General features: G+C 71.0%; 16 protein-coding genes. 5 read left to right on the plus strand and 11 right to left on the minus strand.

All coding sequences use genetic code 11. The features are described from left to right. Positions 1-6: 6 nt before the first annotated feature. The 7 genes from BLQ63_RS02535 to BLQ63_RS02565 form a co-directional block, all read right to left on the minus strand. The gene (locus BLQ63_RS02535) at positions 7-1,572 is read right to left on the minus strand and encodes a DUF2264 domain-containing protein (RefSeq protein ID WP_177154748.1); all 1,566 of its coding nucleotides are present in this window, start codon (positions 1,570-1,572) and stop codon (positions 7-9) included. A gap of 2,362 nt (positions 1,573-3,934) precedes the next feature. Next, on the minus strand, positions 3,935-4,735 hold the full coding sequence (gene cas6e, locus BLQ63_RS02540) for a type I-E CRISPR-associated protein Cas6/Cse3/CasE (RefSeq protein ID WP_091027821.1): 801 nt from the start codon (positions 4,733-4,735) through the stop codon (positions 3,935-3,937). After that, positions 4,701-5,510: a type I-E CRISPR-associated protein Cas5/CasD gene (cas5e, locus tag BLQ63_RS02545; protein WP_091027824.1), complete on the minus strand. Its 810-nt coding sequence runs from the start codon at positions 5,508-5,510 to the stop codon at positions 4,701-4,703. Before cas5e ends, cas6e begins: the two co-directional genes overlap by 35 nt. Next, positions 5,507-6,841 carry a type I-E CRISPR-associated protein Cas7/Cse4/CasC gene (gene cas7e / locus BLQ63_RS02550; protein WP_177154749.1) on the minus strand — a complete coding sequence of 445 codons (1,335 nt, stop codon included), beginning with the start codon at positions 6,839-6,841 and terminating at the stop codon, positions 5,507-5,509. Before cas7e ends, cas5e begins: the two co-directional genes overlap by 4 nt. A gap of 11 nt (positions 6,842-6,852) precedes the next feature. After that, complete coding sequence (gene casB / locus BLQ63_RS28200) at positions 6,853-7,410, minus strand: type I-E CRISPR-associated protein Cse2/CasB (RefSeq protein ID WP_177154750.1); 558 nt, start codon at positions 7,408-7,410, stop codon at positions 6,853-6,855. Further along, positions 7,407-9,038: a type I-E CRISPR-associated protein Cse1/CasA gene (gene casA / locus BLQ63_RS02560; RefSeq protein ID WP_177154751.1), complete on the minus strand. Its 1,632-nt coding sequence runs from the start codon at positions 9,036-9,038 to the stop codon at positions 7,407-7,409. The genes casB and casA overlap by 4 nt, the downstream gene beginning before the upstream one ends. Positions 9,039-9,128: 90 nt before the next feature. Next, positions 9,129-10,916, minus strand: a complete 1,788-nt coding sequence (locus BLQ63_RS02565) for a CRISPR-associated endonuclease Cas3'' (RefSeq protein ID WP_091027835.1) — start codon at positions 10,914-10,916, stop codon at positions 9,129-9,131. 180 nt (positions 10,917-11,096) lie between these two features. Here BLQ63_RS02565 and lanKC point away from each other — a divergent pair, with 180 nt between their 5' ends. The 4 genes from lanKC (at position 11,097) to BLQ63_RS02585 (ending at position 17,547) form a co-directional block, all read left to right on the plus strand. Beyond that, the gene (gene lanKC, locus BLQ63_RS02570) at positions 11,097-13,682 is read left to right on the plus strand and encodes a class III lanthionine synthetase LanKC (RefSeq protein WP_091028631.1); all 2,586 of its coding nucleotides are present in this window, start codon (positions 11,097-11,099) and stop codon (positions 13,680-13,682) included. A 22-nt stretch (positions 13,683-13,704) separates the two neighbouring features. Beyond that, positions 13,705-13,851 (plus strand): SapB/AmfS family lanthipeptide, encoded by a 147-nt coding sequence (locus BLQ63_RS02575; protein WP_091027838.1) that lies wholly within the window; start codon positions 13,705-13,707, stop codon positions 13,849-13,851. 161 nt (positions 13,852-14,012) lie between these two features. Continuing rightward, a complete protein-coding gene (locus BLQ63_RS02580; RefSeq protein ID WP_218125015.1) occupies positions 14,013-15,692 on the plus strand; it encodes an ATP-binding cassette domain-containing protein in 1,680 nt (559 codons plus the stop codon). Between the two features lie 145 nt (positions 15,693-15,837). Then, positions 15,838-17,547, plus strand: a complete 1,710-nt coding sequence (locus BLQ63_RS02585) for an ATP-binding cassette domain-containing protein (protein ID WP_091027845.1) — start codon at positions 15,838-15,840, stop codon at positions 17,545-17,547. Here BLQ63_RS02585 and BLQ63_RS02590 read toward each other — a convergent pair. Next, the gene (locus BLQ63_RS02590; protein ID WP_143014737.1) at positions 17,526-18,128 is read right to left on the minus strand and encodes a response regulator transcription factor; all 603 of its coding nucleotides are present in this window, start codon (positions 18,126-18,128) and stop codon (positions 17,526-17,528) included. The genes BLQ63_RS02585 and BLQ63_RS02590 overlap by 22 nt on opposite strands. 184 nt (positions 18,129-18,312) lie before the next feature. Further along, positions 18,313-18,891 carry a MarR family winged helix-turn-helix transcriptional regulator gene (locus BLQ63_RS02595; RefSeq protein WP_177154752.1) on the minus strand — a complete coding sequence of 193 codons (579 nt, stop codon included), beginning with the start codon at positions 18,889-18,891 and terminating at the stop codon, positions 18,313-18,315. Between the two features lie 97 nt (positions 18,892-18,988). Here BLQ63_RS02595 and BLQ63_RS02600 point away from each other — a divergent pair, with 97 nt between their 5' ends. Next, positions 18,989-20,017, plus strand: coding sequence for a pirin family protein (locus tag BLQ63_RS02600; protein WP_091027854.1), 1,029 nt, complete (start codon positions 18,989-18,991; stop codon positions 20,015-20,017). A 48-nt stretch (positions 20,018-20,065) separates the two neighbouring features. Here BLQ63_RS02600 and BLQ63_RS02605 read toward each other — a convergent pair whose 3' ends face one another. Together BLQ63_RS02605 and BLQ63_RS02610 are read right to left on the minus strand one after the other, a co-directional pair. Continuing rightward, positions 20,066-20,815 (minus strand): DedA family protein, encoded by a 750-nt coding sequence (locus BLQ63_RS02605; protein WP_091027857.1) that lies wholly within the window; start codon positions 20,813-20,815, stop codon positions 20,066-20,068. A gap of 70 nt (positions 20,816-20,885) precedes the next feature. After that, positions 20,886-23,126, minus strand: a complete 2,241-nt coding sequence (locus BLQ63_RS02610) for an MMPL family transporter (RefSeq protein ID WP_091027861.1) — start codon at positions 23,124-23,126, stop codon at positions 20,886-20,888. Between the last annotated feature and the right edge of the window lie 9 nt (positions 23,127-23,135).

Consider the following 23,135-nt stretch of genomic DNA (forward strand, 5'->3'; position numbering starts at 1 on the left):
GAGGTGCTAAACCTCGGTGCCGATATATATCAGAGATTTCAGGATGTGCTTGCCGGGTTCGAGGACGCCCCTGAGCACCGGGAGAACCGTTGCGGGCCAGTACAGATGTGTGCCCTGCATAGGCTCGATGACTGAGGCCTCCCGATCTCCCGTGCCGTCGATGATCTCCGAACGCAGGCCGCCGCTCACCACCGAAGCCTTCGTCTCGTCGACCTCGCTGCGGTGCCCGGACAAGGGTGCGCACCAGCCGCCCTCGCCGGTGTGCAGGGTCCGCTCGGTCTCGATCACGTGGACGCGCGCGTGCCAACCGTCAACGGCCGCTTCAAGAGAGGTGGTAATGGTGACGTCCTCCCAGGGCTGCCAGGAGATGGTGAGCACGCCGTTCTCGTCGATCGAGCCCTCGTCGGAATCCTCGCGGCCCCGCCAGTGGCGCCCGTCTTCAGAGAGCATGAGGGCACCGTCAGGGACGGCGAACTCCAGACCGGGGCCGGGCGCGGCGTGGGAGAACGCGGCCAGGGAGGAGTACGCGAACTTGCCGTAGGAGGCCTGCCCGCCCCGGGCCCAGGGATGCCAGGCCTGGCCGTTCAAGCGGGTGACATGCCCCGAGCGGTCCCGGACATGAACGGCGCGGGCGGCCTTGTGCGGCTCAACGATCGGACCGACAGGCGAAGCCGCAGAGGTCCAGAACGCGTGGTTCGAGGGTGCGAGGAGACCGGTGAAGACCTTGGTGGCCCACCAAGGGGACCCGGCGGTGAGGTACTGCTCGACCAAGGCGCTGTTGGGATAGCGGTACCCGACGGTGAGACGCCCCGAGGGATCGAGGATGGGCTGGTCCCACCACCAGGAAAGATGCCGCCGCGCAAGGCCGGCGGCCTCGGCCCAGGGAACGGCCTCGACGTCGGCGGCGGCGAGGGCGCCCCACATGGAGCCCTGCGCGAAGCGGTAGCCGAGGCTGCGGCCGTAGGGGACGGCCGAGCCGTCGGCGGCGAACCAGGAGCGGAACTTGCGCGCGAAGGCCGCAGCGTGCTCGACGTACCGGTCGTCGCCCGAGAGCTTGAAGTGGAGCAGTGCGTAGGTGTGAAACGCGAACGGGTTGTAGTAGTCGACGCGCCCGCCGGGGCCGTCCTCGTAGACCGAGTCGCCCAGGAGCATCTCCCCCATGCGCTCCAGGTGCGCGGTCGCGACGGCGGGATCGTGCGCGATGCCGAGGCGCTTGAGGCCGTGGCCGGCGAAGACCGGGAAGTAATGCCAGTTGGTGTCGGCGACGGGGCCGAGGTAGGCGGCCGAGAGCCAGGCGGAGACGTTGTCCTTCGCCTTGGGGCCGAGGGGCTCCCACAGCTTCTCGGGGGCCAGCGCGAGGGCCCAGCCCACTGAAGCGGACTCGACGATGCGCTGGCCGCCGTCCGCGACGTCACCGACGTACCAGGCATCGGCGGGGTCGAGGGCGCGGGCGAGGGTGGCGGAAAGGGAGGCCCAAACCTCGTCGGGAACGGAGTCCTTGGCAGAGGCGAGGCCCCAGAGAGGCCGGGTCAAAAGCTCGAACCAGTCCTCGGCGTGGGAGTGGTTCGACATGGTGACCGGCATGGCGTCGGGCCCCAGCCCCGCAAGATCGGCGGCGGGCCGCCCAATCTGCAGAGCGGCCGAGGCCCATCCGGTGTAAGTCGGTTCCAGCGGTCCGAACGTGCGAAGCGGAGAAGTCACACTGGCAGACGCTATCAATGACCTCGCAAATCGCCAACCCCGCGGTTGCAGGGCTTGCGCCATCAGCCCCGCAGTCCGCTTCCGCAATGTCGGAACATCCCCGCAGGTGCGGGGCTTACAACTATCGGCCTCCGGCGCTCGACTACGCGCGGGGAACACCCCCGCGGATGCGGGGCGTACGGCCTGTTCCACGAGGTCGGGGCGGGCAAGACCGGACCATCCCCGCAGTGCGGGGCTTGCTGTGGTGTACCGACAACGCCTCAGGTCCTGCGCGGAACACCCCCGCAGGTGCGGGGCTTACGCCAGCGGCGGCGGCGCGGCGGTCAGGCTTTTTGGTTCATCCCCGCGGGTGCGAGGCTTACGTGATCCGTAAGGCTTCGCCGTTGGCGAAGGGCGGTCCAACCCCGCAGGTGCAAGCCGCATGACGACGACCGGATCGTAGCCGACATCTACGACGGCTCACCCCCGCGATGCGGGGCGCGCCCCGCCGCAGCGGCCCCTCACCGGGCATGTCCAGGTAACCCCCGCAAGTGCAGGGCTGATGTGACCGGCCTGACCGCCGGCACCAGCTACGACGGACCACCCCCGCAAGTGCGGGGCGTTTACAGCCATCGCGCTAGTCGACTCCGCCTTCATTGGATCACCCCCGCGGCTGCGGGGCCAGCAGCCTGGACCGAACCCAAATGACCGGCCTCGATGGATTATCCCCGCGGTTGCGGGGCTTGCGTTGCGCCATCGCCATTGGCCGGAGCGACGTACGGGCCATCCCCGCAGGTGCGGGACTTACTCAGCTGTCCCGGAAATCGTCTTCAAGTCCATGGGACCATCCCCGCGATTGCAGGGCAAACAGCCGGACCCATGCGAGCCCGTCGCAGCACTCGGGCGCACCCCCGCGGGTGCGGGGCTTACCTGCGTAACTCCGCTGAACTGAACGTGGGCGGTGGACCACCCCCGCATCCTCGGGGCTTGCACCTCGGGGAAGGCGCTCGCATAAACGTGGAACGGACCACCCCCGCATCTGCGGGGCTTACGGAAAGACCCTCGAGACCGTCTGCCGGAACGTCGGACTACCCCCGCATCCGCGGGGCGTCTGCATGGCCATCGCGATGGTCGACAGCGCCTTTGTCGGATCACCCCGCGATTGCAGGGCTAATCGCCTGGACCGAACCCAAATAGCCGGCCTGGACGGATCATCCCCGCAGGTGCGGGGCGCACAACATCCAGGCCCGCACCATCGCCCTTCATCACGGATCACCCCCGCGGGTGCGGGGCATCCGCTCACGCAACCGTGCAGCGTGGCAAGGAAACCGGTTCATCCCCGCAGATGCGGGGCCTGCGGCGTCGCCAAGACCTGTATGGAGGTCCCCTGCGGCTCATCCCCGCAGATGCGGGACTTACATAGGGGCGCTCTGAAGCACCGCGAACATCATCGGAACATCCCCGCAAATGCGAGGCTCGCATTTCCTCGGCTTCGGTGTAGCAGAAGCCCACGGGATGACCCCCGCGAGTGCGGGGCTTACGTGACCGTAGGACTTCACCGGTAGCGAAGGGCGGTCGAACCCCGCAGGTGCAGGGCTCGCCGGGCGACCGACCCATCCATGCGCCATCTCTACGAACCATCCCCGCGAGTGCAAGGGCTCACCTGTGCACGAACGGCCTCTCCGGCTCGCACGAGGGAACACCCCCGCGGATGCGGGGCTAATGGATACCGAGGCACCACCGTCCAGGTATGCGGCGGACCACCCCCGCGGGTGCGGGGGCCTACTCCACATTGTCGGCCCAGACCCCATAGCCGTGAGGTTCACCCCCGCAGGGGGCTCACATCGTGATGGCGTGTGTCGCCGAGGTTCGCTATGGACCATCCCCTCGGGTGCAGCGCTTACAGGGGCCCGGCGATGCCATGGGCGACACCGAAGGGACTATCCCCGCTGTCGGCGGGGCGCGCTCCGCCGACAGCGGCCATTCACCGGGCATGTCCGGGTAACCCCGCAAGTGCAGGGCGTTCACAGCGGTCGCGATAGTCGACAGCGCCTTCATCGGTTCACCCCGCAGGTGCGGGGCTCACCGTGCGATTCAGGATGTTGACTTAGCCGGAAACGGACCATCCCCGCAGGCGCGGGGCTTACCACCCCGAAGACCCGCCGCACCACCACCTGATGGGACCATCCCCGCGGGCGCGGGGCTTACCTTCGTGAACTGCTGCTTTGCCTCTCCGAGATTCCGTTTCTGTCGCTCACCGGCTCATACGAGCCAGGGTCATGAGCCCGGCACCGTAGGCCTTTGCGGAACCCAGGCCGCAAACGAGTACTTGCCTCACCAGCTTTTCGTCTTCCACTACCAGCCTCCCCGTGTAGGTCACCTTCCGAATCGTCACCGTCGACATCGCACCCGGCTTCGCCAGCGCAGCCTTCTTGAAGCTCTTCACTTCCGTGCCCGACAACAACACATCAGGCACCTTCTGCGGCTCCTCATCAAGGAACCCACTGGGCAACTCGACCTCCCCGACCCTGAAGCCCGCGCCCGCGCTCCGCCTCACCAGCCAGTTCATCTGCTCTCCCCGGCTCTTGATCGGCCTCCGCGTTCCCCGCTGCCGCTTCTCCCCCTCGGCTCCCGCCTCCGCGCCCGGCTCGACACCCGGCCCCCTCGGGCTCGGTTCGCTATACGTCGGACTCGCGGTCAGTTTGAACGCGTACTCCTGGCCCGCCTCCAACATGTCCAACATCGGCTCGTAGTCGCGCACCGCCAACCTCGCAGCCTCTTCCTCCCGGCCGCACGCCTCCCACAACCCGCCCCACTCCGGCCGGGTCCTCTCCGTCACCGCGAAGAGCGCCAACCGGTTCCCCGGTTCCACATCGACCCGCCACAGGAACCGCTCCTTCCCACCTCCACTGTCAATCGCCCCGAGTACCTCGTTCTTCATTTCCTGCGGGTTGCGCAGCAGCTCCCGCGTCCTAGGCCTAGCCACGTCGAGCGGCAGTCTTGAAATAAACGGCATCGTCTCACTCCGTCCACCAAAGCGGGTCGTGCTCAGCATCTACAGTGCTCGCGGGCGGCCCCGGCACCGCCGCCGAACTGCCGGCCACCTTGACCGGCAATGAATCTCGCGTCACCGCGCGTTCCCTCCACGCCCGTTCCGTCGGCGCGAAGCTCACCGGTACATCACGGACCAGTTCCTCGCCGTCCTCGTCCTCCCACACGAACTCCAGCTCGATCTCGTCCCCCTCGGACCGCTCCTTCCTCGTTCTCGGAGCCCACGGCTCCGACCGGAGCACACCGACCAGCGACTCGCCCTCCTTCACCCCGAGCGAGACCCGCCCAGCCGGCGGGCACGAGCGTCGGCCCAGTGCCAGCGGGAACCACGGCCGCCGCACCGCCTCGTCCAAGCGGCCCAAGAACTCCCGCTCGCCTTCCAGCCCCACGAGGAACGAGGCGTCCTGGAGGTAGTAGCGCCAGGTCTGGACGGTCGTCATCGGGGTCTTGCCGGTTCGCAGTTGCTGCATCCCCGCAGCGTTGACTTCGGATCTCGGGAGGTTCTTGGGCTGCAATGCCTTCGGGCCGATCCATTCGTAGTTGGACGCGGTGTGGAAGTCGCGCAGCAGCCGGCCGCGCCGGTCCACGCGCACGCCCATCCGCAGCTCGCGCAGCTTCTCCAGGTCGGCGCCCCGTTCCAAGCCCAACGCGGCCCCTAGGAGGCCGATCACGCCGGACTTGGTCGGCACTCGTCCGGTCATGCGGGTGTCCATGGCCGGGCGGTCGCCCCACGACTGCATCGGGCCGGCGAGGCGCAGCAGCAGGACGCTGACGCTCATGGCGCCCCGCGCAGCGTCGCGGCCGTGTACGCCTCGATCTGGTCGAGCAGGTCCGGCAGCGGGACCGATGCGCCGAACGACTCGGCCAGCCGGCCGCGGGCCTTGTCGCCCCGCTCGATGTAGGTCGCGAGGACCTTCCCGGCGGGGCTGCCCCAGTTGGCCTCGACGTCGTCGTGCTCTTCGGCGAGGCGGACCATGGAGGCCGCCGCCCTGCCGTCGGTCTCCCAGATCGGCCGCTCGAAGGCGGTCACGAGGTTGACCGGGGCGTCGGACCGGGCCGAGACCACGAGCAGGTGCGGGCGCGTGGAGTGGCCGAACGTGTTCTGGTGTCCCGAGGGGATCGACAGAGCGAACGACCTGATGAAGTCCTTCGCGACCTTCGCGGTCGGGTCCACGGAGGCCTCGGCCGCGCCGAGGTTGTCGAAGAGCTGGTGCACCGCGATCGTGGCGAACCGGTAGTACGTGGCGGCGTTGAACTCGACGGTGCCGAGCATCGTCGCGGGTCCGCCTTTGGAGGGGCCCGAGTCGAGTACGTCGCCGTTGCCGCCGGTGCGGAAGTCGTCGACGGTGGTGAAGTAGTCGAACTCGACCTTCGTGTCGTGGGTCGACAGCGCGTGCGCGACCTGCACCGATCCGTCCACATTGAACTCGGTCCGGTCGGCGACCATGCGGCCGAACAGCGCGATCTCGGGCGGGTAGGGCCGGCCGACGAGGAAGTCCCACAGTCCGTCTGGCGCAAGGGCCTCCGCCAGCGCCGCGGTGGCCGCGTCGGCGGCCTTGGCGAGCTCCGCGGCGGTGAGCGTCGCGTCGGCGACGGCCTTGGGGTCCTTCTTCTCGTTCTTCAGCTTCTTGCGCTTCGCCTCGAGGAGTTCGCGTTCGCTCGCGGTTCGGGCGTCCCGCGCCGTCTCCGCCAGCTCGGGCCAGCGCGGCGCCAACTTTGCCGCGATCTCTTCGACACCGCTGCGTTGCAGGAAGAACGTGTAGGCGGTGCGCGTACGGTTGGACGCCTTCCACTTGTCGGTCAGGGTCGCGACGGCCCCGCGGGCCAGGACCGCGGCGGTCGCCGCGTGCTCCTCGTCCCCTTCGTGACCGAGGCACAGCTTCTCGGCGATCGCGTCCTGGAGCCGTTCGGTCCGCATCGAGCGGTCCTCGGGTCGCACCTCGGCGAGGAGGTGGCGGCGGGTCGCCCGCTTCCAGGACTGGGAGGAGACGCGTGCGCGTCGCACCCCGCCGTACACGGCGTCCTTGGGGCTGCCGGAGTCGTCGCGGTTGAGATTGGAGGGCGGCATGGTCTGGAGGACGTGGAGGTCGAGGAACAGACGGTTCGTCACATCGCGGCCTTTCATTGTTCGGGTGCGGAAGGTTCGGAGGGGGTGTCGACGGGCTGCTTGTACTGGCGGCCCCAGTTGCGGCACAGTCCGTCGCGGCGCGAGGGGTCGTCCCAGGCCCAGACCGCGGCGTAGACGCGGTCGTAGTCGAGGCCGATGCGGTGGTTCTTGAGCATCGTCACGAGTCGGCGGAGGTGGCCGACGAGTTCGGTCTGGCTGGTGGAGCCGCCGATCCGGTTCATCAGGGCGTCCAGGCCCTGTTTCCCGACCGATTCCTGTGCCAGGAGCCGGGCTGCGGCCCGGCCGACGTCCATACCGCGCCGGTGCATCCTGGCGCCCGTCGACTGCTGGTGGATGCCGAAGAGCACCAACGTCTCGTGTTCGGCGCGGAAGCGGCCGGCCGCGTCGCCGCCCTTGGTCAGGTCCCAGGTGGTGTAGAAGTCCCACATGGCCGGGATGCCGCCGGGCTCGTGGCCGGCGCCGCGTCGCAAGGCGGCGGTCTTCGCCGAGGCTTCGAAGGCGTCGGGGTCGAAGCGGTTCCAGAACTTGCCGGTGTCGCGGTCGTCGCTCACGTGGTGGTCCCTTCGGGGTGCTCCGATTGGAGGCGCAGGTGCGTCTTGGCCGCGGCCCAGATCGCGGTCTCGGCCGCGGCGGCGCTGTATTCGCGCGTGGTCTTCTCCTCGGTGACGGTTCGCCCCGCTACGGCGCGGGGTCCCACGATCGCGAGGAGTTCTTCGAACACGTCCAGGGCGTGGCCGCGCAGGCCGCGTTCCCAGTTCCAGGACGCGAGCCGCACTGCTTCGCCGTCGCCGCGGCAGATCTGGAGTGCGCGGAGGTACCGGCGCGCGAGCGGGTCGATCCTGTCGAGGAGGAGGTCGGTCGGGTCGAGGCCCTTGTCGCCGCCGCCGTCGCCTCCGGCGGCCTTGCGCAAGTGGTCCCAGGCCTGGTCGAGGGCCTTCGCCATGTCGTGGATCTGTCCTGCGGCGGCGGCGATCGCGTTGCGTTCGGGCCAGTCGCGCTCGGTCATGAGCGCGGCGACCGGCACGGGGATGCGGTCGTGGAAGATGCCCTCGCACCGGCCCGGAGGCGAGGTGTACTTCGCGCCGTAGACGCTCACCGTCAGGGGGAAGTCGATCGGGAGGTGCAGTTTCGCCAGTTCGGCGACGGTTTGGAGCTGCCTGGCGAGGCGTTCGCTCTCCTCGTCGTCGGCGAACTTCTTCGAGACGGCGAGTTTTCGCGGGAGGGCGAGCAGCGATTGGAGCCCCCACCAGGTGCCGTGGTCGTGGGGGTGTCGCTTCGCCACGAAGGTGCCCGCTTCCCCCTTCTTGCCCTTCCGGGCCCACACCGTGTGCGGCTCGTACTCGGGGACGGTCGAGTATTCGATGCCGGGGAAGACGAGCGCGCCCACGACGGTCCGGGGATCGTCCGCGTCGTCGGGGACGAGGCGGATGCTTCGGGACAGCTGCGTGAACAGCCGCACGCGATGCCCCGGTCGCAGGTCGGTCCTGACGCGCCCTTCGTAGGCGCGCGGCGGCAGCTCCCAGTGGGGCAGGTCGTCGGGTTCGAGCCCGCCGCCGAGGATCGGCAGGTTGAGCATGATCGTCTCGAAGAGGTTGCGGCCCTCGGGGATTGCCACACCGAGGATGCCGAGGGGTCCGGCGCCGACGCCGTCCTTCGGGCTCGGCTTCGGTCCCCCGGTGTCCCAGCACAAGGTATGGATCAGCCACAGCGCCGCGTCGCCGGGCGTCATCGTGTAGCCCTGGCCCTCGACCGTGGAGGTGAAGAGCGGGACGTTGTTGCCGGTCGCCAGGGTGGTCACGAGCTTCGTCAGGCCCTCGGCCCGGTCGGCGGCGGGCAGGCGCCCGGCTCCGAGCTGGGCGAACGGCCGCTCGGGATCGAACAGGTCGAACTGCTCATGCCATTGCTTGAGGTACCCGTCAACGGCTGCGGCGAGACCGCTCGTCTCCGGCCCGGCCTCAAATCGCGCGACCCAGTCGAGTTCGTCCTTCGGCGCGCCCGACGCGCGCATGACCACGGGCAGGAACAGGTGCCGCAGGAGCGCGGGGAGCATGGTCTCCAGCGGCAGGTCGAGCCGGAGAACGCGGTCGGAGCGGACCAGCGCGTCCCGCAGCGAGAGCTTGTCGCGCACGCGGTGTTCGCCGTTCTGGAGGACAGCGGGAATCCACGCGGAATCAGCCAAATTAAACAATCTGGACAGTCCTTAGGGGTTGAGGAGAGGAATCATCATATGCCGCAGCAGAGCGCATCGAGACCCGGGTGTCACTCTGGGTTACGGCTCGAACAAGCCTTTGAGTGTTCGAACCGGCCAGGCGCCGGACCCTCGGCCGGGCCTGCTCAGGAGGCGCGACTCGATCTCGTCGCCCGGGCACTCGTCCGTGCAGCCCTTGGGGGTTCGCAGGGGTGCGGCGGTCGCCGTTCCGGTCGTGTCGATCCGGAGCCTGCCGTCCACGGCGTAGACGGCGGTGACCTCGGCGGGGCCGTCGAAGTTCGCGGGCAGCTCGACGGGATAGGTCTCGGCGATGCCTCTCGCGTACGCGCTCGCGAGTCGGCGGCGGTGTTCACGGGACAGGCCGGCGACTTCCAGGATCACCGGCGCCCCGGCCGACGCCAGCCACATCAGCGCCTCCTCCAGGCAGCGCAGCTCGCAGGCGCAGTATCCGGCAGCGTCGGTGAGGGCGATGGCCTTCGACGCGAAGCCCGCGAACTGGATCGTCACCACCGAGCCCTTGGCTTCCTTGTCCCGGTTCTCCCGCGACTTCGGGACGGGGAGCTGCACCGACTCCCACAGCTGCCGGTTGACGTCGACCGTCGCCGGCAGGAGCGTTCGGCGGTCGGCGGACTGGTAGAACCAGGTGCCGTCGAGTGCCGGCTGCGCCTTGTACGACAGCAAGGGCGCCAGCGAACCGTCGAGACCCTCGGCGGTCAGCTCCGCGTCGATCGCGCTCGACCAGGTGAGGCGGGACGGCTCGTCGGGAACGCCGAGGTGGAACCCGCCCAGCTCGAAGCGCTCGATCAAGGTCCGCGCCGCCTCCCATACCGAGTCGGCGGTGAGCGCCGCGTCGACCAGGAACAGGGCGGGCTCGTCGCGTGCCCGAACCGCGGCCGCCAGCGCGTCAGGTGCAGACCGGCCGCGCCCCTCGGTGAGCTTCGTCCACATGGCCGGGAAGCGGTCGGTGCCGTTGAGGTGCCAGATGCGGTCGACGGCCTGCTCGTTCGCCGCCAGCGTCAGGTGATCGATGCGCTCGGCGAGGGCCAGGTTGCGGTCGGCGAGCCAAGGGTTCTGCGAGATCATCTTGTTCTCCAGCAGGCTGCTGGCGATCTTGTCGGCCACGGCCACGTATCCGGCCAGCGCGTACTGCTCCCCTGTCGTGAGCCGCCCGCGCGGCATGGCGTCGAGTGCCGAGTCGAACCCGGTCAGCCGGGCCATGACCTCCGGGACGGCGCGCTGGTAGGCGCCCCATCCGGCGGGCGCGCCGACGCTTCCGGGGTTGAGGGCGATGTCGCGGGCGGGCGAGGAGAACACGCCGTGGTGGCCCTCGAGCACGTAGATCAGCCAGTCGGCGCCGCGCAGCGACGGGTCGCCCGAACCGCGGATGTACTGGTTGAACAGGAACCTGGTGAGCACCGCATGGGGCACGTCCGTGCTGCCGCGCGGGGCCGCCGGATCGTCGTGGAGGCCTTGGGCGTCGAGTTCGGGGGCGGCGACGGCGCCGACGTCGCCCCGGTTGAACGCGACCGTGGCCTTGCCCCAGTCGTGCATCCCGCAGATCCACATGAAGCACTGCCGCCCTCGGTCGGCGCTGGCGCGGTCGAGGGCGTCGCGGAGGCCGCGCGGAAGGTACGCGTCCCAGACCAGCGACCCGACCTGGGCGGTGTCGATGAGGTGGACGATCAGCGGGTACGGGTGGAAGGCACCCGACGCCTTGAACGTCTTCCCGAGCACTGCTTGAAGTCGCGCGAGCAGCAGGTGACGTTCGGGTTCGTCGGCCATCGCCCTCGCGATCTCGAGGAGGCTGGTGCCGCCGGTGTTCGCGGGGTCGGTCGCGGCGTCGCTCATCTGCACATTGGACCCCGCCAGTCGCATTCACGCAACTCGCAAATGGTCTGGAACTGACTGGACGACCGGTCGGGACCGTGGGTTATTCACGGATCGATCGGTGACGAAGCAGGGTGGTTGGGAGCGCTCGACTCTTGGACGATGAATTGCAGCGAAGACCGCGATGCAAGGGGAGTGCTGGTGGGAGATCGATACGAGGCGTTCTGCATGGCCGATCCGTCGTTCTACGACGCCATGCACTCCGAGGCCACGGCCGGCGCCTCGTTCGCCGTCGCGGGGCGCGAACTCCCGGAGGGTTGGCGGTGCTCGGAGAAGGACGACTGGCTGACGGTCCGCCGCAACGACGTCGCACTGCCGTTGCAGGGTTGGAAGATCCACTCTTCCGCCACATTGGACGGCGCAGAGGAGGTCCTCGCGGCGGTGTGGGAGTACTGCGTGCCGCGCGGCATCCAGTTCAAGTTCCTGCGCTCGCCCTCGGCGTTCATGGCGCGGGTGTCGAAGTACGCGCCGCGGGGGTTCTCCGGCAAGCTCGTCACGATCTATCCCGCCGACGACGCCGAGTGCGAGCGGATCCTCACCGAGCTGGGCGCCGAACTGGAGGGCGCGGCGGGCCCGTACATCCTCAGCGACCTGCGCTGGGGCACCGGGCCGCTGCACGTGCGCTACGGGGCCTTCACGAACCGCTTCACGACCGACCCGAGCGGGGCCGTGGTGCCGGCGCTCGAGGACGGGGAGGGGAACCTCGTCGCCGACCGGCGTGACCCGGTCTTCTACCTGCCCGAATGGGTCGAGCTGCCCGAGTTCTTGGCGCCGCATCTGAAGGCGCGCGGCGAGGTCACCGTCACCGACATCCCCTATGCGATCGAGAAGGTCCTGCACTTCTCCAACGGCGGCGGCATCTACCTGGCCCGCCATCGCGACGGCCGGCAGGTCGTGCTGAAGGAGGGCCGCCCCCACGCCGGGCTCGACGCGTGGGGCGAGGACGCGGTCCAGCGGGTCGAGCGCGAGCACGAGATGCTGGTCCGGCTCGCGGGGATCGAGGGCATCCCGGAGGTGTTCGACCTGTTCTGGCTGGGCGAGCACCGGTTCCTGGCGATGGAGTACGTCGAGGGCGACGTCCTGTCGAAGGCGGTGGTCACGCGCTACCCGCTCATCGACGCGACCGCCGGGCCCGAGGAGTACGAGGCGTTCACCAAGTGGGCCATCAGTGTCCATGACCGCCTCGACGCGATTCTGGCGGCCGTCCACGACCGCGGCATCGCCTACGGGGACCTCCACCTGTTCAACGTGATCGTGCGGCCCGACGGGTCGCCGAGCCTGCTCGACTTCGAGGTGGCCGGCCCGGTCGGGGCCGAGCGGCGCGCGGGCCTGGGCAACCAGGGCTTCGCCGCGCCCCGGTCGGTCACCGGCGCCGCGGCCGACCGGTACTCCCTCGCGTGCATGAAGCTCGCCCTGTTCCTGCCGATGACGAACCTGCTCGGGCTGCACCGCTTGAAGGCCCGCCACTTCGCGCAGATCATCACGGCGCACTTCCCCGTCCCGGCGGGGTGGCTCGACGACGCGCTGGAGCAGATCGCGCCCGCCCCGTTCGACTACGAGGCGCCGACGACCGAACCCGAGCCCGAGGCGTGGCCGCCGCTGCGCAGCGCCATCGCCACCGCGATCATCGCCAGCGCGACCCCCGAGCGCGAGGACCGGCTCTTCCCCGGCGACGTCCAGCAGTTCGAGTCGGGCGCGCTGGGACTGGCGTACGGGGCGGCCGGCGTGCTGTACGCGCTGGAGGCGACCGGGGCCGGGCGGTTCGACGTCGGCGAGGACTGGCTGCGGACGCGGTCGCTCGACCCCGCGCCCGGGTCCCGCCTGGGGCTGTACGACGGCCTGCACGGCGCGGCGTTCGCGCTCGACCGGCTCGGGCACGGGCAGGCGGCGCTGGACGTGGCGGACATCGTGCTCGGCGAGGACTGGGAGTCCTTGGGCGGGGACCTGTTCGGGGGCCTGGCCGGGATCGGTTTGAATCTGCTCCATTTGGGACGGTCGCACGGGGAGTCGGGCCTCGCTGAGGCGGGCCTGCGGTGCGCGGCGCTGGTGGCCGACCGGCTCGAGGCCGAGACCGGCACCGCGAAGACCAGCGGCGGGCGCGAGCCCCTCGCCGGGCTGATGCGCGGCGGTTCAGGGCGGGCGCTGCTGCTCATGGAGGCGTACGACGCCACCGGCGACAAGGGCTATCTCGACGCGGCCGCGAGTGCGCTGCGGGCCGATCTGCGGCGGACCGTGGTGCGCGACAACGGGTCCGTCGAGGTCGACGAGGGGTGGCGGACCATGCCGTACCTGGACGCGGGGAGCGTCGGCGTCGGCCTGGTGCTCGACCGGTTCCTCGCCTACCGCGACGATGCGGACCTGGCCGCGGCGGCCGAAGGGGTCGCCCTGGCGGCGCATTCGCCGATGTACATCCTGCCGGGCCTGTTCACCGGCCGCGCCGGAATCCTCCTCTACTTGACGCAGCGCAGCGCGCACCCGCTCGCCGATCCCTTGGTGCGCAGGCAGATCGGGGCGCTGTCATGGCACGCCCTGCCGTTCGGGGAGGGCATGGCCTTCCCCGGGACCGGGTTGCTGCGCCTGTCGATGGACCTGGCCACGGGCGGTGCGGGCGTCCTGCTCGCCCTCGGCGCGGCCATGCACACCGCGCCCGTCGGCCTGCCCTTGACGCCCGAACGGGCACCCCAGACTCCCGCGCAACCGGCGCGGGCGAACGAAATACCCGAGTGAACGACGACGAAAGGAAGACGACATGGCTCTCCTCGATCTGCAAGGCATGGAAGGCAAGGACGAACTGTCCAACACCGGGAGCAGCTCCAGCGGCCACTCCTGCCCGAGCAACCTGAGCGCCGCCCTCTGCGGCGGCACCAGCGGCCTGAGCATCCTGCTCTGCCACTAGTCGCCTGATCGCGGCCCCGGACAAGTCACCGATGTCCGGGGCCGCGATCCGTGAACGGAGTCGGAATGGCCAAAGGAGCAGGGGTCTCGGCGACCGCGGGGGCGCCGGCGGGAGCCGAGGCGGCGAACGCTGCGAGAGCGCGGGCCGAGGCGTTGCAGGCGTTGACGTTCGGGGCGGTCGTGCGGCGCTCCCGCGGCAGGCTGCCGCTCATCGGGGCGTCGGCGCTGGTCGGGTCGCTGAGCATGCTGGCGCTGCCGTTGGCGATGGCGCAGGCGGTGGACGCGATCGTCGCCGGCCGCGGCGCGGGCGTACCGGTCGCGGTCGCCGCGGGCCTGATCCTGCTCGGCGTGGCGTGCGACCTGGTCGACGCCTTCGCGGGGACCGCGTGCGCGGCCGACGCCGCCGCGTGGCTGCGGACCGGGCTGGTGCGCCGGGTCCTGGGCGCGCCGCATCGGGCCGACCGGTTCGATTCGGGGGATCTGGTCGCGCGGGTCTCGGCGGGCGCCGCCGACGCCGCGCACGCGGGCCCCAGCGCGGTCGCGCTCATCGCGGGCCTGGTGCCGCCGTTGGGGAGCCTGGTGCTCCTGGCGTGGCTGGACTGGCCGCTCGCGGTGGCGTTCCTGGCCGGGCTCGCTCTGGTCGGGATGGTGCTGCGGCTGTTCGCGAAGGAGACCGCGGCGGCCGCATTGGACTATCAGGTGGTGCAGGGCCGCATGGCGGCCCGGTTGTCGGAGGCGCTGGCGGGCGGGCGCACGATCGCGGCGGCCGGCACCAAGGGTGCCGAGACGCGGCGGATCCTGCGGGACCTGCCGGCCTTGGCCGAGCACGGGCGCGCGACGTGGCGGGCGCTGTCGGCGGCCGGGGCGCGGGCCGCGATCGCCGGACCGCTCGCGATGATCGGAGTGCTGGTCACCGCCGGGTTCATGTTGAGCCTGGGGCGCATCAGCGCCGGTGAACTGCTGGCGGCGGGCCAGTACGCGATGATCGGCGCCGGGCTGGGCTCGCTGACGGGCGTGGTCGCCGGGGCGGCCCGGGCGCGGGCGGCGGTCGCGAGGCTCGCGGAGGTGCATGAACTGGCGCCCATGGCGTTCGGGGGCCGGGAGCTCCCGGGGAGCGGGTCGGAGACGCGGGGGCTGAACGGCCGATCGGTCAAGGCCGGCCGACTCGAATTCCGGGAAGTCGCGGTCGCGGGAGACGCGGGTCCACTGCTCGACGGGGTGTCGTTCGTCGTGCCGGGTGGCGCGGTCGCGGCGGTGGTCGGGGCGTCGGGGTCGGGCAAGTCGGTGCTCGCGCAGGTCGCGGCCCGGCTGCGCGATCCCGAGGGTGGGGTGGTGCTGCTCGACGGGGTGCCGCTGCCGGAGTTGTCGCGGGAGGCGCTGCGGCGGGCGGTCGGGCACGCGAGCGAACGGCCGGCGCTCGCGGGCGAGACGCTGGCGGATGCGATGGGGCCGGGGCGGAGCCGCGTTGAGGTCGAGGCGTCGGCGAGAGCGCTTGGCGCTCATGCGTTCGCGGTCCGGCTTCCGGAGGGGTACGACACGGAGTTGGCGGTCGTGCCGATGTCGGGCGGCGAGGCGCAGCGGATCGGGCTCGCGCGGTCGTGGCCGGCCGAGCGGGTGCTGGTGCTGGACGACGCGACCGGGAGTCTGGATGCGGTCAGTGAGCAGCTCATCGAGGACGCGTTGGCCGAGCGCGGGAGGACCCGGCTGGTCGTGACCCACCATGTCGCAGCGGCGGCGAGGGCGGATCTGGTGGTCTGGCTCGAGGTGGGAACGGTGCGGGGCGTCGGCGCGCACGCAGCACTGTGGACCGATCCGGACTACCGGGCGGTGTTCGCCTCATGAGCACGGCAGGGTCGCGGCCGTGCCGCGGACGCTCAGGGAGCCCGGCGCGGTGGAGCCCGGGCGGGGCCCGCCGGCTCCGCCCGCACGCCGCGAACCGACCTGCACGCGTCCGGCCGCCGATCCGAGAGTGCGAGGGACTCCCCCAGTGAGACGTGAACTGCGTTATGCCGCATCGGGACTGCGACCCCGCGCGATCACCCGCCTGCTCGCCTGGTCGGTCCTGGAGACGCTGCCGACCGCCCTCTTCGGGCTCCTGGTCGCCCGGGCCGTGGACGACGGGTTCTTGGCCGGGCGCCCGTGGACCGGCGCCGCTTGGCTCGGCGGGCTCCTGCTCGCGGCCGCCGTCGGCGCCGTCGGCTCCCGGCAGGTCTACGCCGGGCTCGGCGCGCTGGTCGAGCCGTTCCGCGACCGCCTCGTGCGGCTCGTGATCGGCCGCGCCGTCGGCGCCGCCGTCGCCGGGCGGCCCGAAGCCGGGGCGCTGTCGCTGCTGACCCGCCAGGTCGAGATCGCCCGCGACGCGTACGCGGGCGCGGTCCTGTCGATCCGCGGCTGCCTGGTCGCCACCGTCGGCGTCACCATCGGGCTCCTCGCCCTCGACGGACGACTCGCGCTCCTCGTACTGCCGCTGTTCGGCCTGGGGCTCTTGGCGTTCGCGTGCACGCTCGGATACGCCGCCGACCGCCAGCGCGAGGCCGCCGTCGCCGATGCGGCGCTCACCGACCGGGTCGGCGAGGTCGTCAGGGCGGTCCGCGACCTCGCGGCCTGCGGCGGCGAGGCGCACGGCGCCTCGCTCGCGGCCCGGCCGATCGAGGCGCAGGCCGCCGCCGAGCGGGCGCTGGCGCGGGCGGCGGCGCTGCGGTCGGTGTGCTTCGCGATCGGCGGTTGGCTGCCGCTGCTGGCGATCCTGGCCGCCGCGCCCGCGCTGACCGACAGCGGCGTGAGCGCCGGCGCGATCACGGGCGCACTGTTCTATGTGCTCACCGGACTCCAACCCGCGCTGACCGCCTTGGTGTCGGGGCTCGGCGGCAGCGGGCTGCGCCTGTACGTCGCCTTGAGCCGCATCCTGTCCCGCGAACCGGTCACGTCGGCGCGCGGGGCGAAGCCGGCATCGATCGGCGAGGGGTCCGTGCTGTCGGCTCGGGGTCTGACGTTCGCGTACGGCCCCCATGCCGCCCCTGCGGTCCGGGATCTGGACGTGGCGGTCATGGACGGGGACCATCTGGCGGTCATCGGCCCCAGCGGGATCGGCAAGTCCACGCTCGCGGCGCTGCTGTGCGGGACGCTGCGGCCCGACGCGGGGACGGTCGCCTACGGCGGGGCCGACGCCGCCGGGCTCTCGGCCAGGGAGCTGGCGCGGCGGCGGGTGCTCATCCCGCAGGAGGCCTACGTCTTCACCGGTACGGTCCGCGCGAACCTCGCGTATCTACGCCGCGACGCCGACGATGCGGCGGTGCTGGCCTCGGCGGAGGCGGTCGGAGCGCTGGCGCTGGTGGATCGGCTCTGCGGGCTCGACGCCGAAGTGGACCCGGGGCGGCTGTCGGCCGGGGAGCGCCAGCTCGTGGCACTGGCCCGCGCGCACCTGTCACCCGCGCCGATCGCGATCCTCGACGAGGCCACCAGTCACCTCGACCCGGCGGCCGAACGTCGCGCCGAGGCGGCGTTTCGCGCCCGCGGGGCGCTCGTGGTCATCGCGCACCGGCCCGGGTCGGCGCTGCGCGCCGAGCGGATCATGGTGATGGACGGCCAGAGCGCGCTCGTGGGCGACCGCGAGTCCCTGCGGGAGGCGTCGGAGCTGTTCCGGGAGTTCCTCGCGCACTGGGGCGAGGAGCCGGTTCAGATCCAGCCGGCCTCCTGAGCGATGCGGACCGCGTCGATGCGGCTGCGCGCGCCGGACTTGTGGATCGCGTTCGACAGGTAGTTGCGGACCGTTCCGACCTCCAGGAAGAGCTTGTCGGCGATGTCGCGTGTGGTCGCGCCGGTGAGGATGAGGCCCAGCACTTCCTGCTCGCGCGGGGTGAGCGGGTTGGCGCGGGCCCGCAGTGCGGCCACGGCGACCCGGGCGTCGAGGACGGCCTCGCCGCGCGAGAGGCGGTGTATGGCCTCGACGAAGCCCTCGAAGGTCGCGTCGGTGGTCATGACGCCGACGCGCGGCACCAGCCAGGTCAGGTCGGGGAGGACGCCGGCGGAGCGTCCGGGGTCGATGAGCAGCAGCACGCCCGTCTCCGGCAGCGCCTCGCAGAGCACCGTCAAGGTCTCGGAGGGCAGTAAGCCCGCCTCGTGGACGAGTATGTGCGGCCGCATTCTGGAAGCGGCCGCGATCACGTCCTCATCGCAGTCGAGATCAGCGACGACTGTGATGCCGTGGGCCTTGTCGAGGCCGCGCGCGAGCGCGGTCCGCCACAGGCTCTTGTCGTGTTTGAGGAGAACCCGGATCATCGTTACCCATCTATCGCGATGCACGGTCATCCGGCGAGGCCCCCACCGCTTCGCCTGGTTGTGTAGTCGCCCCCCTACCCTGTCGAGGGTACCGGTACCAAAGGCCGTTAAACAATATGAACAAGACTGATCATTGACAAACCGGGGGTAAATGATCTTGGGGTCCGTCGAATGATCGTGGGCCTCATTCCTCCTGGCACGTGGCGAGGTTGCGTTCGAGGCGGTCGAGCAGGACGGCGAACTGCTCGCGGTCGGCGCCGCTGAAGCCGTCGCAGGTGATGGCGTCGAGGCGGCGCCAGGAGTCCTCGATGCGGCCTTGGAGGTCGCGGCCCTGCGCGGTGAGGGCGACGACCGAGACGCGGCGGTCGGCGGGGTCGGGTCGGCGCTCGACGAACCCGGCGCGTTCGAGGCGCTGGAGCATCTTGGTGACGGTGGAGGGGTCGGTGCCGATCTCGGCGACCAGGCGCGACTGGCGGGTCTCGCCGTGGTCGGCGAGGTGGCCGAGCATGATCTCCTGGCCCGGGTAGAGGCCGATCTCGCGCAGGAGGCGGGCCGCGGCGACCCGGTGGGCGCGCCCGACCCTGAAGAGGGCGTGGCCGATCCCGCCGACGCGCGAGGCGGTGTCGCAAGGGGCGTCGTCGAGTGCGGTGCCGTTGCGGGAGGGGCTGTCCCGCAAGGCGCCGTCGCTCGCGGCACTGTCGTTCAAGGCGCTGTAGCGCGCGTCGCTTTCGCGTGCCCCGGTGGTGGTGCGGCTGCCGTCCATACCCCGAGCGTAGCAATAGTTGGTCGGCCAATGATATTGTTGGCTGACCAACTGATTCCGGCGTGACGCCGGACAGGACGACCGGAGGAGGCCTCCCATGCCCGCAGTGACCGCACCCGACATCCTCGCGCTGCCGCGCCTCGACGCGCCCGCGCTGGAGTCGCGTCCCCGCGCGGCGGCCAAGGTGTCGGACTCGATCCGCACCCTCGAAGGCGGCGGCTTCCCCGTCCGCAGGCCCTTCCCCACGCCCAGCGTCGCCGACGCGGGCGACCCGTTCCTCCTGCTCGACCACATGGTCGCCGCCTACGAGCCGCACGAGGCCAAGGGCGCGCCCTGGCACCCGCACCGCGGCTTCGAGACCGTCACCTACCTCATGGACGGCACCTTCGTGCACACCGACTCCCACGGCGGAGGCGGCGTGATCCGCGGCGGCGACACCCAGTGGATGACCGCCGGCTCGGGCCTGCTGCACGACGAGCTGCCCTCGGAGAAGCTCGTCATGACCGGCGGGGACTTCGACGGCGTCCAGCTGTGGGTGAACCTGCCCAAGCGCGCCAAGTGGAACCCGCCGAACTACCAGGACATCCGCGGCCCGGGCCTGACGCTGGTGGCCTCCCACGACGGCGGCGCGCTCGTGCGCGTCATCGCCGGGCAGGTCGCCGGGCACGACGGCCCCGGGCGCACCTACACGCCGATCACGCTCGTCCACGCCTCGCTCTCGCCGGGCGCGGAAGTGCGGATCCCCTGGCAGCACTCGTTCTCGGCCATGGCGTTCGCCCTCCACGGCGACGGCTACGCCGGCGACGAGCGGCGCCCGCTCAAGGAATCGCAACTGGTCCAGTTCGCCTCCGGCGGCGACTACATCACCGTCGGGGCCGGACCCGAGCAGCCGCACTCGACCGGCGCGATGGAAGTGCTCCTGCTCGGCGGCGAGCCGATCAACGAGCCCGTGGCGCGCTACGGCCCGTTCGTGATGAACTCGCGGGCCGAGATCGTCCAGGCCGTCGAGGACTTCCAGGCCGGCCGCATGGGCGAGATCCCGGCCGGACGCCAGGGCCGCGAGTTCGCCCCCGACCCCGAGAACCCCTGGGTTCCCGAGGTGCCGGGCGGTTGCGAGCAGCTGTAGGCGCACGAGCCCGGTCGGGCCCGCCCGGTGGGGGCGGGCCCGACCGTTCTACACGGCGAAGGGGGCCCGACCGACCGGTCGGGCCCCCTTCGTCTTCAGAGCGGTTAAGGCCGCCTGAACGGTGTCCGGAGCGTCGGGGCCTCCCGTCCCGGCCTCCGCGGCCGCGGGACCGGTCGCACCCAGCGGTTCGACCACCGCGAGCGTCCCCTCGGCGGCGCGGTTGCGCTGCCAGCGCTTGGCGAACCAGCCGAGCACGAAGCCGACGGCCAGGACCGTGACGACCGAGCCGATCAGCGACTCCCAGCCCGGACCGGCGATCCACACGATGAGCAGGCCGAGGCCGACCGTGTACAGCGCCCACAGCGCCCCGCCGAGGGCCGCCATGCGCGCGTACGGTGCACGGCCGCCGCCCGCGGCGACCCACGCGAGCGTGGTCCGCCCGGCCGGCAGGAACCGCGCGACCATCGTCGTCCGATAGGGATGGTCGACGACGGTGCGCTGTATCAGCCCTTCGAGCTTGAGCACGGTACGCGTCACCAGGCGGCTCGCCGTCGCGGCGTCCACGTGCGGCCCGCGCCGGCGGATGCCGGCCCGCACCGCGCGGAACACCCGGTAGCCCAGGAACTCGCCGAGCCACGAAGAGCCGGCCGCGCCGATGATGAGCACGCCGACCAGGAGGGGGTTGCCGAACACGAGGCCGACCATCGCGGTCACCAGCGTCGCACTCGGCAGCATCGGGATGAAGAAGTCAGCGACCACCATCCCGATCAGGATGAGCATCGCCCAGAAGAAGACCATGGGGTCCCCCGTTCACCGATACCTTCGGGGACCCGGACCGGGGGTCGGTCCGGGTCCCCTGCGGCATCGGCTACTTGGACGCTCCGACGAGCTCGCGCTCGTCCTCGGCGCCGTCCTTGGCGAGGTGCTGCTGGAGCTTCTCACCCTCGACGTCCACGTTCGGCAGGATCCGGTCCAGCCACTTCGGGATCCACCAGGCGGCGCGACCCAGCAGGGCCATGACCGCCGGGATGATCGCCATGCGGACCACGAACGCGTCGAAGATGACCGCCGCGGCCAGCGCGAAGCCCATCGCGGCGATGAACGACTCCGGGCTGAAGATGAACGCGGCGAACACGCTGATCATGATGAGCGCGGCGGCGACCACGACGCGCGACGAGTGGCCGTAGCCCTCGGCGATCGCCTGCTTGGGGTCGGCGCCGTGCACATAGGCCTCGCGGACGCGGGTGAACAGGAAGATCTGGTAGTCCATCGCGAGTCCGAAGACCAGGCCGATCATCAGGATCGGCATCATCGACATGATCGGTCCGGGCTGGTCGACGTTGAACAGCTCGGCGCCCCAACCCCACTGGAAGACCGCCACCAGGGCGCCCAGCGCGGCGAACACGCTCAGCATGAACCCGAGGGTCGCCGTCAGCGGCACCAGGATCGAGCGGAACACCAGCAGCAGGATCAGCGCGGCGAGCCCGACGACGATGAGCATGTACGGCAGCAGCGCGTCGTTGAGGTTGTCGGAGATGTCGATGTTCAGCGCGGTCGCGCCGGTCACCGCCCAGTCGGCGTCGGTGTCGTCGGCGAGGACGCCGCGGATATCGTGCACCAGCTGGTTGGTGGCCTCGGCGGCGGGCGCGGTCTCGGGGATGACCGTGACCATCACCGTGTCGCCGGCCTCGTTCGGGACGGCCTGGCCGACCACCGCGATGCCGTCGATGTCGCCCAGTTCGGTCGTGATGTTCTGCGCGGCCGTGATCGGGTCGACGCCGTCCTCGAGGTCGCCGACGATCATCAACTGGCCGTTGAAGCCCGCCCCGAAGCCCTCGGAGATGAGGTCGTACGCCTGGCGCTGGCTCGATTCCTCGGACATCGAGCCGCCGTCGGGCAGGCCGAGTTCGAGGTCGGTGGCCGGGTAGGCCAGGGCGCCCAGGCCCAGGATGCCGACGAGGGCGACCAGGATCGGGTGGCGGGTGACGAACCCGCCCCAGCGCTTGCCGCCGTTGGGTTTGGCGTTGTGGACGCCTTCGTCGATGCGGCGGCGCTGGCGCTTGGTGAAGATCCGCTTCCCGGCGAATCCGGCGAAGGCCGGCAGCAGGGTCACCGCGATGAGCACGGCGATCAGGACGGTCACGGCGGCGGCCACGGCCATCTCGGTGAGGAACGGGATGTTCACGACCGACAGGCCCAGGAGCGCGACGATGACGGTGAGGCCGGCGAAGAACACGGCCGAGCCGGCGGTGCCGACGGCGCGGCCCATGGCCTCGGAGCGGGCCTGCCGGTCTTCGACGCGCCCGTCCTTGGCGAGTTCGTTGCGGTAGCGCGAGAGGATGAACAGCGCGTAGTCGATGCCGACGGCGAGGCCGATCATCGACGCGAGCGTGCCGGTCGACTCGCTGACGTTCATGAACGAGGTCGCGGCGAGGATGCCGGCGGTGGTGAGCATGACGCCGAGCACCGCGGTGATGATCGGCAGTCCGGCGGCCAGGAGCGCGCCGAAGGTGACCACCAGGACGATGAGGGCCACGCCGATGCCGATGAGCTCGGTGGCGCCGGTCTCGGGGATGGACTGGAGCACGTCGCCGCTGACCTCGACGCGAACGCCCTGGTCCTCGGTGTCGGCGATCGCGTCCTCGAGATAGGTGATGGTCTCCTCGTCGAGCTCCATGCCCGGTTCGGAGTAGGTCACCTGCATGACGCCGATGGTCTGGTCCTCGGCGGAGAGCATGCCGATCGGCTCGCCGTTCGGGCCGGTCGCGAAGGGGCTGGTGACGCTCGCGATCTCCGGCGAGTCCTCCATGACGGCGGTGAGGTCGTCGATCACGGCCGCGTTGGAGTCGGCGGTGAGCGGTTCCCCGTTCTCGGACTCGAACACGATCTGGGCGCTGCCGCCGTCCGCGTTCGCCTGGGGGAAGCGCTCTTCGAGGAGGTCGAAGGCCTCCTGGGATTCGGTGCCGGGGAGTACGAACTCGGGGTTCGTCTCCTGCTGAAGGGTGGCGGCTGCGGCGCCCACGCCTCCGACGATGAGGATCCACACGGCGAGGACGAGCCATCGCAGGCGGTAGGACCCTCTGCCGAGACGGTAGAGGAAGGTGGCCACGGTCGGGTG

This window comes from Glycomyces harbinensis (assembly GCF_900101745.1).
Classification (GTDB): domain Bacteria; phylum Actinomycetota; class Actinomycetes; order Mycobacteriales; family Micromonosporaceae; genus Glycomyces; species Glycomyces harbinensis.

Excerpts from the sequence above, each read along its gene's own strand:
- BLQ63_RS02595 (WP_177154752.1), bottom strand. The coding sequence starts at position 18,891 with ATGGACGGCAGCCGCACCACCACCGGGGCACGCGAAAGCGACGCGCGC.
- BLQ63_RS02565 (WP_091027835.1), bottom strand. The coding sequence starts at position 10,916 with ATGAGCGACGCCGCGACCGACCCCGCGAACACCGGCGGCACCAGCCTC.
- BLQ63_RS02590 (WP_143014737.1), bottom strand. The coding sequence starts at position 18,128 with ATGATCCGGGTTCTCCTCAAACACGACAAGAGCCTGTGGCGGACCGCG.
- cas5e (WP_091027824.1), bottom strand. The coding sequence starts at position 5,510 with ATGAGCGTCAGCGTCCTGCTGCTGCGCCTCGCCGGCCCGATGCAGTCG.
- cas6e (WP_091027821.1), bottom strand. The coding sequence starts at position 4,735 with ATGCTGAGCACGACCCGCTTTGGTGGACGGAGTGAGACGATGCCGTTT.
- BLQ63_RS02600 (WP_091027854.1), top strand. The coding sequence starts at position 18,989 with ATGCCCGCAGTGACCGCACCCGACATCCTCGCGCTGCCGCGCCTCGAC.
- BLQ63_RS02535 (WP_177154748.1), bottom strand. The coding sequence starts at position 1,572 with ATGTCGAACCACTCCCACGCCGAGGACTGGTTCGAGCTTTTGACCCGG.
- BLQ63_RS02575 (WP_091027838.1), top strand. The coding sequence starts at position 13,705 with ATGGCTCTCCTCGATCTGCAAGGCATGGAAGGCAAGGACGAACTGTCC.
- BLQ63_RS02605 (WP_091027857.1), bottom strand. The coding sequence starts at position 20,815 with ATGGTCTTCTTCTGGGCGATGCTCATCCTGATCGGGATGGTGGTCGCT.